Origin of the sequence: Longimycelium tulufanense (assembly GCF_014645795.1) — a bacterium.
Classification (GTDB): Bacteria; Actinomycetota; Actinomycetes; order Mycobacteriales; family Pseudonocardiaceae; genus Longimycelium; species Longimycelium tulufanense.
Genome location: NZ_BMMK01000005.1, coordinates 175,707 through 187,946 on the forward strand (window position 1 = coordinate 175,707; position 12,240 = coordinate 187,946).

A 12,240-nucleotide genomic window follows, 5' to 3' on the forward strand; every position below is an offset into this window, starting at 1 on the left:
CCACGAACGACCCTATGACGCGAAGATCCTCTCGTTCGCATGGGGACGCGAGCAGATATCGGACTACCCAGCGGGACCAGCGCAAAACGGGCCGGCTTATCCGTCACAGGGGTGGGAAACGGTTCGCCCAGGGGCGGGCTTCCTCGATCTGCGCGGCCAGGCGCAGGAGCAGACCCTCGCCGCCGAGTGGGGCCACGAACTGGACACCCAACGGCAGGTTGTCGGCCGTCCAGTAGGTCGGCACCGACATCGCGGGGCGGCCGGTGAGGTTGGCGAGCTGGGTGTAGGGCACCCAACCCAGGTTGTCCCGAATGACCTTGTTCACCACGCCCAACCGACGCAGCAGCCGCGTCAAGCGCAGCCGCAGCACTGCCTTGCCGGCCACCCGCAGCAACGGTGGAGTGCCCAGCGATCCGATCGGGATCGGTGGGCGGGACAGCGTCGGGGTGAGCAACAGGTCGTAGCGGCTGTGGAAGTCGGCCAGGGCGCGCACGTACAGGTGCCACCGCATGTGGGCGATGATGTAGTCGGGCGCGGTGGTGAGCCGCCCCAGCCCCGTCATGATCTGGGTGTCGAACTCGAAGTCGCCGAGTCGGCAGCCGGTCCGGTTCCCGATGTCGCGCACCAGGGCGGCCATGGTGGCGAACCACGCGGTGAGGAAGTCGTGGGCCAGTTCCTCGTCGTCGTAGTCCACCTCGGCCGGCTCCACCACGTGTCCCAGCTCCGCCAGCAGTTCGGCGGCGCCGGTGACGGCCGCGACCGCGTCGGGATGCACCCGGGGGTTGAGCGCCGACCGGTGACTGAAGCCGATCCGCAGCCGGCCAGGGGGCTGCCCCAGCTGGGACAGGTAGCTCTGTTCCGGCGGGGTCACCCCGTAGGGGCTGTCCGCTTCCGGGCCCACCAGGACGTCGAGCATCGCGGCGGTGTCCCGCACGGTGCGGGACAGCACACCATTGGTGGCCGCACCGTGGAGCAGCTCGCCGAAGGCGGGACCGGAGGAGACCAGTCCCCGCCCGGGCTTGAGCCCGAACAACCCGCAGCAGCCGGCGGGGATGCGGATCGACCCGCCCCCGTCGTTGGCCCCGGCCACCGGCACGATGCCGGCCGCCACCGCGGCCGCCGAGCCCCCGGAGGACCCGCCGGGGGTCCGGTCCAACGCCCAGGGGTTGCGGGTGGGGCCGAACAGGTCCGGCTCGGTCACGCCCTTGGCGCCGAACTCGGGGGTGTTGGTCTTGCCGAAGATGACCAGCCCGGCGTCCAGCCAGCGCCGCACGGTCGCGGAGGACTCCAGGACGGGGTGGCCGGCCAGCGGACGGCAGCCACCGGCGGTGGGCTCACCGGCGAAGTCCTGGTGCAGATCCTTGATGAGGAAGGGGACACCCGCGAACGGGCCGGACAGGTCCTGCGACACCCGTTCCTTGGCCTGGGTCTCCATCGTGCGCACGATGGCATTGATGCGCGGGTTGACCCGCTCGGCTCGGACCAGCGCGGTCTCCAGCAGCTCCGCGGCCGACACCTCGCCCCTGGCGACCAGCTCCGCCAGGCCCAGAGCGTCGAAGCGCCGGTACTCCTCGAAGTCCATGCCGCCTCCCGCCTCCCTCAGCAGTCACGGCCCGCTTCCGGACAGTAATCTACTGATGGGTAAATGAGCGAGCGTTTCGAGCCAAGGTCACGACACGCCGCCCATCGTTGATGGCTGGGGCGGGCAGCTCGGGCGCCCTGTCCCGGCACGGCTAGCAGCAGTGCCGGCCACGCCAGGCGTCGCGAGCCTCCTTCAGCGCGACGGCGGCGATGACCAGCGCGGCCAGCGGGTCGGTCCACGACCAGCCGAACAGGCTGTTGAGCAGCAGCCCGGTCAGCAGGACCCCGGACAGGTAGGTGCACAGCAGGGTCTGTTTCGAGTCGGCGACCGCGCTCGCCGAGCCCAGTTCCCGGCCGGCGCGGCGTTGGGCGGTCGACAGCACCGGCATGATCACCAGCGACAGGGCGGCCAGCACGATGCCGACCGTCGAGTGCTCCGCAGGCGCGACGCCCAGGAGCGCGCGCACGGACTCGACGGTGACGTACCCGGCGAGCAGGACGAAGGAGGCCGCAATGACCTTCAGTGCGACGCGCTCCCGGGCCTGCGGGTCGCGGCCGGAGAACTGCCAGGCGACCGCGGCCGCGGAAGCGACCTCGACCAGCGAGTCCAGGCCGAACCCGACCAGCGCGGTCGAGTCGGCCGCCGCGCCGGCCGAGAGTGCCACCCCCGCCTCGACGAGGTTGTAGGTGATCGTCGCGGCGACCAGGAGTCGGACGCGGCGGGACAACACCCGCCGCCGGTCCTGGTCGAGGCCGCGGGGCTCGGCCCCGGGCGGCGACACATCGCAGCATTCGTCCACACGGCTGGGGTGCACGTCGGTCTGCGGCTCCCGCTCCGGCCCGCTCACGGCTGGGTGTCCTCCACCCGCTCGTCCCCGGCGCAGCCGTAGGTCGGGCACAGCGCCACAGCGTTGCCGGTCGCGGCCAGGACCACCTCGGCCGCCGCCAGCACGTCGACCAGTCCCGGCTGCGCCAGCCGGAACACCGACGCCCGTCCCGCGGGTTCCGAGGCCACCAACCCGCAGCCACGCAGGCAGGCCAGGTGTTGGGACACCGTGGACTGCGCCAGGCCCAACACCTCGACCAGGTCCACGACCCGGGCCGGGCCCTGGCTGGCCAGCCTGCGCAGGATCGCCAGGCGGGTCGGATCGCCCAGGGACCGGAACAACGCCGCCGCAGGTGCGAGCTCCACCCGTATGAGTTCGTCATCGGCCGCTGTCATCGTCATATCCCGATGATATCGGGCACGGTAATCGACGCGCCTCGGGGTCGGTCGGGTTTTCGAGCGCCGTACCCGGGAACGCCTTACCCGAAGGTGCCGGCCACCTTCGGGTGCCGGCGTGGCCTCGTCCGAGGAGGTGCCATGGCCCAGCTTGTGGCCGACTACGTGTTGCGGCGACTTCGGGAGTGGGGGGTGACCCACGTCTTCGGCTACGCCGGCGACGGGATCAACGGGTTGCTCGCGGCCTGGGAGCGGGCGGACAACGACCCGCGGTTCGTCCAGGCCCGCCACGAGGAGCTGGCCGCCTTCGAGGCGACCGGCTACGCAAAGTTCTCCGGCCAGGTCGGGGTGTGCACGGCCACCTCCGGCCCCGGCGCGATCCACCTGCTCAACGGCCTGTACGACGCCAAGCTCGACCACGTGCCGGTGGTGGCGCTCGTCGGGCAGACCGCGCGCAGCGCGATGGGTGGCTCCTACCAGCAGGAGGTCGACCTCATCAGCCTTTTCAAGGACGTGGCCAACGAGTACGTGCAGATGGTCACGGTGCCCGAACAACTGCCGAACGTGCTCGACCGGGCGATGCGGATCGCCTACAGCCGGCGCACGGTGACCACCGTCATCATCCCGGCCGACGTGCAGGACCTCGAGTACAGCCCGCCGCCGCACGAGTTCAAGATGGTGCCCTCCAGCCTGGGCATGCCGCACGCCGTCCCGGTGCCCGCCGAGGAGGACCTGGCCCACGCCGCCGAGGTGCTCAACGCGGGCGAGCGGGTCGCGATCCTGGCCGGCCAGGGTGCGCGGAACGCGCGCGAGGAGCTGGTCGAGGTCGCCGAGGTGCTGGGTGCGGGGGTCGCCAAGGCGATGTTGGGCAAGGACGTGCTGCCGGACGACCTGCCGTTCGTCACCGGTGCGATCGGCCTGCTGGGCACCCGGCCGTCCTACGAGCTGATGCGGGACTGCGACACGCTGCTCGTGGTCGGGTCGAACCTGCCCTACAGCCAGTTCCTTCCGGACTACGGCCAGGCCCGCGGGGTACAGATCGACATCGACCCCACCATGCTCGGTCTGCGGTACCCCTTCGAGGCGAACCTGCACGGCGACGCCGCGCGCACGCTGCGGGCCCTGCTGCCGCGACTGCGGCGCAAGGCGGACGGTGACTGGCGCCGGACCATCGAGCACAACATCTCCCGGTGGTGGGATGTGATGGATCGGCGGGCCAAGGTGTCGGCCGACCCGATCAACCCGGAGCTGGTCTTCCACGACCTGTCCCCGCTGCTGCCCGAAGACGCAATCATCACCTCCGACTCCGGATCGGCCGCCAACTGGTACGCCCGGCACCTGAAGTTCCGGGGCCGCATGCGGGGCTCGCTGTCCGGAACGTTGGCGACGATGGGCTGCGGCATGCCGTACGCGACCGCCGCCAAGTTCGCGCACCCGGACCGGCCGGTCTTCGCGCTCGTCGGTGATGGCGCCATGCAGATGAACGGGCTCAACGAGCTGCTGACCATCGAGATGTACTGGCAGGAGTGGCGTGACCGGCGGCTGGTCGTCGGGGTGCTCAACAACGGCGATCTCAACCAGGTGACCTGGGAGTTGCGCGCGATGGGCGGGTCGCCGCAGTTCCTGCCGTCGCAGCGGCTTCCCGAGTTCCCCTACGCGTCCTTCGCCGAGAGCATCGGGTTGCACGGCATCCGGGTGGACAAGCCGGACACCGTGCGCGGTGCCTGGGAGGAGGCGCTGCGTTGTGACCGGCCGTGTGTGGTCGAGTTCCTGACCGACCCGAACATCCCGCCGATCCCGCCGCACGCCACGTGGGAGCAGATGGAGAAGACCGCCGCGGCGTTGCTGAAGGGCGACCCGGAGGCGTGGAACATCCTCAAGCAGGGCACCAAGGTGAAGATGCAGGAGATGCTGCCGGGATCCGGGCGGTGAGCCGATCCGGTGCCGCTGGTGAGGGAACGCCGCAATCGCTTGTCGGATCCCAACCGAGACCGAGGAGGTGGGCGGGACACACTCGCCGAGGACGACCGATGTCGGGCAGTATCGCGTGGGGTGTACAACGGCAACGGGATGGGCGTCTTATCCCAGTGCGCCCGCCAGAACCTCGGCGAGGTGCCGGGCATGCCGCGTACTCCCATGCTCGATCTGGGTACGGCAACTGAAGCCATCGGCGAGCAGCACCGTGTCAGGCGCGGCTTCCCGCACCGCTGGGAGCAGGGCGCGCTCCGCGCAGGCCATCGACACATCGTAGTGGTCCTTTTCGAAGCCGAAGTTTCCTGCCAGGCCGCAACATCCGGAGTCCAGTACCTCGGCGTCCAGACCGATCTGCCGCATGAGTTCAACGTCGGGCCCGAAGCCCAGCACTGCGTGCTGGTGGCAGTGCGTCTGGATGAGCGCCTCCCGGTGCACCTGGGGTGGTGACCAGGGCCCGGGCAGGTGGCTGGTCAATATCTCGGCCAGGGTGACGAAACGGCGGCGTAGCCGGCGTACGTCCTCGTCATCGGGCATCAGCTCTTCCATGTCGGCGCGGAACACTGCGGTGCAGGAGGGTTCCAGGCCGACCACCAACGTGTCGGTCCGGATCCATGGACGCAGCGCGCGGAGGGTTCGCCGGATCATCTTGGCCGCCATGTCGAGCTGCCCGGTGGAGATCCACGTCAAGCCACAGCACAGGGCCTGTTCGGGTACGACCACCCGGAAGCCGGCGGCTTGCAGCACCCGGACCGCGGCCCGAGCGATGTGCGGGTGGTAGTGATTGGTGAAGGTGTCCGGCCACAACACCACCGTCCGTGGATCTCCAGGAACAGCACTCTCCGGACAGCGGTATTGCCGCCACCACCGCTGGAACGTCCGTGGCGCGAACCTCGGGATCTCCCGTTGCGGGGCTATGCCCGCGACGCGCTTTCCCACGCGCGACACCAGCGGTGTGTGCAGAGCCGCGTTAGCAAGCCGGGGCACCTGGCCCGCGAGGTGGGCCCACAGTGGCATCCAGCCAAGGCTGTAGTGCTGGGCGGGGCGCGGCCGCCGGTGGTAGTGGTGGGCAAGGAACTCGGCCTTGTAGGTGGCCATGTCGACGCCGACCGGGCAGTCCTTCTTACAGCCCTTGCAGGCCAGACAGAGGTCGAGGGCGTCGCGCACGGCGGTGGACCGCCAGCCGTCGGTGATCGGGGAGTCCTCGTGTCCCCGCATCATCTCGAACAGCAGACGCGCCCGGCCCCGGGTGGAGTGCTCCTCCTCGAGCGTGGCCATGTAGGAGGGGCACATCACGCCGCCGGAGTGCTGCCGGCACTTGCCCACCCCCACGCAGCGGCCGACCGCGCGGACGAAGCTGCGGCCGTCGTCGGGGTACCGGAAGTGGGTCGGTTCCTGCCGCGGTCGCCAGTCCGGCCCCAGCCGCAGGTGCTCGTCGACCCGGCAGGGCGCCACAATCTTGCCGGGGTTCATCCGGTTGCCGGGGTCGAACAGGTTCTTCAGCTCGCCGAACGCACCGACCAACTCTGGCCCGAACATGCGGACCAGCAGCTCCCCACGGGCCTGGCCGTCGCCGTGCTCCCCGGACAGCGAGCCGCCGTACTCGCTGACCAGGTCGGCGGCGCGCTGCACGAACCGGCGGAAGCCGCGCACCCCGAGCGCGGTGGTGAGCTGGAAGGGGATGCGGGTGTGCACGCAGCCGTGGCCGAAGTGCCCGTAGATCGAGGGGTGGTCCAGCTCGAACTCGGTGAACAACGCCCTGAGGTCGCGCAGGTAGTCACCGAGCCGGTCCGGTGGTACCGCGGAGTCCTCCCAGCCCGGCCAGTTGTCCGGCAGCCCGGGCGGGTGGGCGGTCACCCCCAGCCCGGACTCCCGTGCGGCGTGGATCTTCTCCTGCAGCCGGGGGTCCTCGGCCAGCAGGACGTCGTCGTTCTCCGGCCGCTTGTGCAGTGCCGCCAGGACTTCTCGCGCCCGGTCCCGGGCCTCCTCCGGCGAGTCTCCACCGTACTGGGCGAGCAGCCAGCCACCGCCGCGGGGGAGCTGCCGTGCGGACTCCTCGTGCATGCGTTGGCGGTGCATCAGCTCGACCAGCCGGTCGTCGATGGCCTCGAGCTGGAGGGGGCTGGCGACGGCAAGGATGTCGGCGACGTGGTCGGCGGCGTCAGCGATGTCGGCGTAGCCGAGCACGAGCGTTGCCTTGTGCTCGATCCTCGGGACGAGCTTCAGCTCGGCGCGCAGCACCGTGGCCAGCGTTCCCTCACTGCCCACCAGCAGCTTGGCAACGTCGAAGTCCTGTTCGGAAAGGAGCGCGTCCAGGTTGTACCCGGAGACGCGACGCGGGATGTCCGGGTAGCGCTGCCGGATCAGCCCGGCATAGCGGTCCCGTAGCTGGCACAGGCCCCGGTACAGCTCGCCGCGCCGACCGTCCTCGGCGGCGAGGCGGCTCAGCTCGGGCTCATCGGTCGGGCCCACCCAGCTGCGGAGCCCGTCGTAGGTGACGACCTCCATCGCACCGACGTTGTCCACCACCTTGCCGGTCCGCTGGGCCGTGGCGCCGCAGGAGTTGTTGCCGATCATGCCGCCGATGGCGCAGTGGCTGTGGGTGGACGGGCGGGGGCCGAACTCCAGGCCGTACCCGGAGAGTTGCCGGTTCAGCTCGTCGAGGACGATGCCGGGCTCGACGAGGCATGTCCGGTTCTCCGCATCCACCGACAGCAGGTGGTGGCAGTACTTGGTCCAGTCGATGACGACCGCGACGTTGGTGCACTGCCCACCCAGGCTGGTCCCTCCCCCGCGGGAGAGCACCGGGGCGCCGTGCTCGCGGCAGACCTCAACGGCGACGGCCCCGGCCTCGACCGTCCGAGGTAGGACAATGCCGATGGGCACCTGGCGGTAGTTGGAGGCGTCGGTGGCGTAGGCGCCGCGCGTCCCCGCGTCGAAGCGCACTTCACCGTCCACGCGGGAGCACAGGTCATCGCGCAATGCGGCGCTGTCCACCCTGGGCAGGATGCCCAGCTCGCCCACCGGCCCTGTCATCCCACCCACCTCCGGTCGGGCCTGTCGGAAAACGATCGAGTCACCCAGCGCATGCCGTGTGGTGTGGCACGAGGTCGCGAAGCTGGCCAGGCCGTCGAGACACCCTCCTGGACCGAGTTCCCGGCACGGCTACGGCAGGCGTCTTTGCTGCTTCTCGCGCCGCCACAGGTACGCCAGTGCGGTGCCGGTCAGGATCACCAGACCGCCGAAAAAGCTGGTCGGGCTGGCCGCCACCACACCTGCGAGCGAGAGGACCGCGCCGAGATACAGCAGGACGAGGTAGGGCCAGCGGCGTCGCCCCGCACCTGTCGGTCGTCCCGTAGCCAGTGCCTCGGCCAGCTCGGGGTCGCTCTGCTCGAACCACAGTTCGATGCGCGCAAGTTGCTGGCGTTCGCGTCGGCTCAGCATCGCGACTCCCGGCCCTTACGTGCCTCATCCTTCTCCGGTTACCCCTCCGCGAGCGCGGCATACGCGGCCCGCCACGTGGCATGCGGTGGGTAGGCGGTGGTACTCAACGCTGGGGGTGGTCGTCCCTGCGCGGGGGATACTGATCCCCCTTGCCCGGGTACCACCAGTTCTCAGGTGGCCGCGAGGTGTCCTGGCCGAAGTCGGCGCCGGCACGGCCGCCCACGGTGAAACCTCGCCTGGCTACCGCCCGGCTGATGTCGGACGGGGAGATGATGCCGACGATGCGGCCCTCGTGCTGCACCAGGATGCGACCGTCGCCGGGCTGCTCCAGGCGCGGCAGCACGCTGGACAGCGGCTCGTCCGGCTCGGCCTGGGGCACCTCGTGGGGTGGGCGGGCGATCTCCCACAGCGTGGTGTGGCCCCGGCGCTCCCGCGGGACCTCGCGGAGCCGGTTCAGCGTGACCAGCCCGCGCAGCCGCCCCTCGTTGTCGACCAACGGGTAGGTGGAGTGCATCCGCACCACGGCGACGTCGGTGAGGAAGTTGGCGACGGTCTGCTCGCCACCGACGGTCTGGGGGTGCTCGGTCATCACATCGCGGACCCGCAGCCCGGACAGGGCGGCACCCACCCGCGCCTGCTGCTCCTCGGCGGCGGCCATGTTGACCACGAACCAGCCCAGCAGGATCCACCACAGGCCGCCCCCGTTGCCGGCCAGCAGGGTCACGACCCCCAGGACGATGAGCAGGAACCCGAACCCGCGGCCGGCGCGGGTGGCCCACACCGCCGCCTGCACCCGGTCACCGCGCCAGGCCCACAACGCCGCCCTGAGCACCCGGCCACCGTCCAACGGTGCCGCCGGAACCAGGTTGAACACCGCCAGGATCACGTTGATCACTGCCAGGTAGGCCATCACCCCGACGGACAGTCGCCCGATACCCGCATTGACCCCGACCCACGAGGCCACGGCGAAGACCAGGGCGACCAGGAAGCTGGCCAGCGGCCCCACCGCGGCGATGCGGAAGTCCGCGCCCGGGCCGCGCGGTTCTCCGCGGAGCTGGGCCACCCCGCCGAGCAGCCACAGCGTGATGCCCTCCACCTCCAGGCCGTTGCGTCGCGCCACGACCGCGTGCGCGACCTCGTGGGCGAGCAGCGAGCACAGCAGGAGCAGCGCCGCGACCACGCCGGCCACCACATAGGCGAACGTCGGATAGCCCGGGAACACCGCGGGGAAGTTGTAGCCGGCCAGGCCGACGGCGACCAGCAGCACGATGCCGACGACACTCCAGTGCAGGCCGACGCGCACCCCGGCCACGCGTCCCAGCCGAATGGTGGGCCTCATAGCACGCTGCTCCTCGCGCCGACGGCCGCGACCTCCGTCCCCGGTGTACCCGGTCGGCGACCCCGTGTACCTCCGTCACTCCGCCAGGACCAGCTTCCTCCGTTGGCTCCCGAACCGCACGGGGCCTCACTCCACTGTCCACCGGACCGACGCGGCGGCTGCGCCACAAGGACGCAAGCACGGGCCCCACCGGCGGTGCAGGTGCGCGGGAAGCACTGCTCATGCGGCCCCGGGCCGGGCCGCTCATCATGTGGACTCGAACGCGCCGAGGCGCCGGGGGATGACCCGGATAGGTCTGGACCACGTCGCGCGAAGGCGGCTACATTGCCGGCACCGCCGCCGCATGTTGTGAACAACAACAAACGCGGGAGGTCGCGATGACGCGGTCAGATCCGTCCCGGTCCCCCTCCAGATCCGGCGGCCGGCCTCGCCCCGGCCGAGCCCGCTTGGTCCTCGCCCTCGGTGCCACCGCGCTCGTCCTCAGCACCCTGGCACCGACGATGGCCACAGCAGACACTTCCCGTTTCCCCTACCAGGATCCGGACCTCCCGGTCCCCGAACGCGTCGCGGACCTGATGTCCCGGATGTCGTTGGAGGACAAGCTCGGGCAGATGACCCAGGTCGAGCGGACCGCGCTGGGCAACCGGCAAGACCTTGCGACATACCGGATCGGTTCGATCCTCAGCGGGGGTGGCTCGGCCCCCTCCCCGAACACCGCGACCGCGTGGGCCGACATGTACGACGAGTTCCAGAAGGTGGCACTCTCCACGCCGCTCGGCATCCCCATGATCTACGGTGTGGACGCGGTGCACGGCCACAACAACGTGTACGGCGCGACCATCTTCCCGCACAACATCGGTCTCGGCGCGACCCGCGATCCCGAGCTGGTGCGCCAGATCGGCGCCGCCACCGCGAGGGAGGTGGCCGGAACCGGTGTCGACTGGACCTTCGCGCCCTGCCTGTGCGTGGCCCGTAACGACCGGTGGGGCCGGACCTACGAGTCCTACGGGGAACGCCCCGAGATCGCGACCGCGTTGACCACGATCGTGACCGGGCTGCAGGGGACGCGGTTGGACGCGCCGGACTCGGTTCTGGCCACCGCCAAGCACTACGTCGGGGACGGTGGCACGACCGGCGGCGTGGACCAGGGCAACACCGAGGTCGGTGAGGCCGAGCTGCGGGAGCTCCACCTCGAGCCCTACCGCGCGGCCGTGGCGGCGGGCGTCGGCTCGGTCATGGTGTCCTACAACAGCTGGAACGGCGCGAAGATGCACGCCAACCGGTACCTGGTGACCGATGTGCTCAAGGGTGAGCTGGGCTTCTCCGGTTTCGTCGTGTCGGACTGGGAAGGCATCGACAAGATCGACGACCGGCCCGGCCTCACCGCCGAAGAGGTCCGGCTCGGCGTGAACGCCGGCATCGACATGGTCATGGTCCCGCACGACTTCCGGCGCTTCCTCGGCCTGCTCCGCCAGGAGGTCGAGCAGGGACGCATCCCGATGTCCCGGATCGATGACGCCAACCGGCGGATCCTCACCAAGAAGTTCGAGCTCGGCCTGTTCGAGCACCCCTTCACCGACCGCAGTTTCACCCCGACGATCGGCAGCGCCCAGCACCGCGCCCTCGCCCGCCAGGCCGTACGCCAGTCGATGGTCCTGCTGAAGAACGAGCGCGGTGTCCTGCCACTGCCCAAGACCGCGGACAAGATCTTCGTGGCGGGCAAGAGCGCCGACGACATCGGCAACCAGAGTGGCGGCTGGACGATCTCCTGGCAGGGCGACAGCGGGGACATCACGCCCGGAACAACGATCCTCGAAGGTATCCGTACGGCCGTCTCCCCCTCGACCACCGTCACGTTCAACCGCGATGGTCACGGGATCGACAACAGCTACCGGGTTGCGATCGCGGTCGTCGGGGAGACACCGTACGCGGAGTTCGAAGGAGACCGCCCGGGGTCGATGGGCCTGGACGGAACGGACCTGGCCGTGTTGGCACGGCTCGAGGCGTCCGGGGTGCCCCTCGTCGTGGTGCTCGTTTCCGGTCGTCCGTTGGACATTGCCCCCGAGCTGGACGGCTGGGACGCGCTCGTTGCGGCCTGGCTGCCGGGAACCGAGGGGCAGGGTGTGGCGGACGTGCTGTTCGGCGACCATGAGCCGACCGGAAAGCTACCGATGACGTGGATGCGCAGCGCCGACCAGCAACCCATCAACATCGGTGACGGCAAGCCCGCGTTGTTCCCCTACGGCTATGGGCAACGATTCCCCGCCAGCAAGGATGCCTTCGAGGTGCTCGGGGCGACGTACTACGACGAGCAGAGCGGCACCCGGCTGGAGCGCTGTTCCGATGCCGGGGGCGGCCAGAATGTCGGCTGGATCGGTGATGGTGATTATCTCGGCTACTACGAGATGAGTTTCGAAGCAGGAGCTCCGATCGGTGTGCTGACCCGCGTGGCGTCGGGTTCGGTGGCAGCCGGGAGCATCGAGTACCGGCTGGACTCCCCCACCGGTCCGGCCATCGCCTCGGTTCCGGTGAGCAACACCGGCGGTTGGCAGAACTGGACCACGATTCGCGCCGAAACCACACCGCAGATCAGCGGAACCCATCGGCTCTACCTGGTGTTCCACAGCCCGTCCGGCCAGGACTTCGTCAACGTCAACTGGTTCCGCTTCACCCGGTGACGGGG

The 12,240-nt window shown here is 70.1% G+C and carries 8 protein-coding genes and 1 pseudogene; 3 read left to right on the forward strand and 6 right to left on the reverse strand.

The annotated features are described in order from the left end of the window. Window positions 1–103: 103 nt before the first annotated feature. The 3 genes from IEY55_RS08155 to IEY55_RS08165 all read right to left on the reverse strand — a co-directional run bounded on the left by IEY55_RS08155 (window position 104) and on the right by IEY55_RS08165 (window position 2,809). Window positions 104–1,582, reverse strand: coding sequence for an amidase (locus tag IEY55_RS08155; RefSeq protein WP_189055603.1), 1,479 nt, complete (start codon window positions 1,580–1,582; stop codon window positions 104–106). A gap of 151 nt (window positions 1,583–1,733) precedes the next feature. After that, window positions 1,734–2,363, reverse strand: coding sequence for a cation efflux transmembrane domain-containing protein (locus tag IEY55_RS08160; protein ID WP_189055696.1), 630 nt, complete (start codon window positions 2,361–2,363; stop codon window positions 1,734–1,736). A 62-nt stretch (window positions 2,364–2,425) separates the two neighbouring features. Beyond that, window positions 2,426–2,809, reverse strand: a complete 384-nt coding sequence (locus IEY55_RS08165; protein WP_189055605.1) for an ArsR/SmtB family transcription factor — start codon at window positions 2,807–2,809, stop codon at window positions 2,426–2,428. Between the two features lie 135 nt (window positions 2,810–2,944). Between IEY55_RS08165 and IEY55_RS08170 the strand changes: the two genes are divergently transcribed. Further along, window positions 2,945–4,735: a thiamine pyrophosphate-requiring protein gene (locus IEY55_RS08170; RefSeq protein WP_189055607.1), complete on the forward strand. Its 1,791-nt coding sequence runs from the start codon at window positions 2,945–2,947 to the stop codon at window positions 4,733–4,735. Between the two features lie 147 nt (window positions 4,736–4,882). Here the strand turns inward: IEY55_RS08170 and IEY55_RS08175 are convergent, their stop codons facing one another. The 3 genes from IEY55_RS08175 to IEY55_RS08185 all read right to left on the reverse strand — a co-directional run bounded on the left by IEY55_RS08175 (window position 4,883) and on the right by IEY55_RS08185 (window position 9,557). Beyond that, window positions 4,883–7,810, reverse strand: coding sequence for an FAD-binding and (Fe-S)-binding domain-containing protein (locus IEY55_RS08175; RefSeq protein WP_189055609.1), 2,928 nt, complete (start codon window positions 7,808–7,810; stop codon window positions 4,883–4,885). Between the two features lie 129 nt (window positions 7,811–7,939). Then, a complete protein-coding gene (locus tag IEY55_RS08180) occupies window positions 7,940–8,218 on the reverse strand; it encodes a DUF3040 domain-containing protein (protein WP_189055611.1) in 279 nt (92 codons plus the stop codon). 103 nt (window positions 8,219–8,321) lie between these two features. Continuing rightward, on the reverse strand, window positions 8,322–9,557 hold the full coding sequence (locus IEY55_RS08185) for a site-2 protease family protein (protein WP_189055613.1): 1,236 nt from the start codon (window positions 9,555–9,557) through the stop codon (window positions 8,322–8,324). 500 nt (window positions 9,558–10,057) lie between these two features. Between IEY55_RS08185 and IEY55_RS08190 the strand changes: the two are divergent. Next, window positions 10,058–11,818, forward strand: a pseudogene (locus tag IEY55_RS08190) (glycoside hydrolase family 3 protein); the annotation flags it as partial. A gap of 24 nt (window positions 11,819–11,842) precedes the next feature. Then, window positions 11,843–12,235: a carbohydrate-binding protein gene (locus IEY55_RS31955; protein ID WP_229686181.1), complete on the forward strand. Its 393-nt coding sequence runs from the start codon at window positions 11,843–11,845 to the stop codon at window positions 12,233–12,235. Window positions 12,236–12,240: the final 5 nt, after the last annotated feature.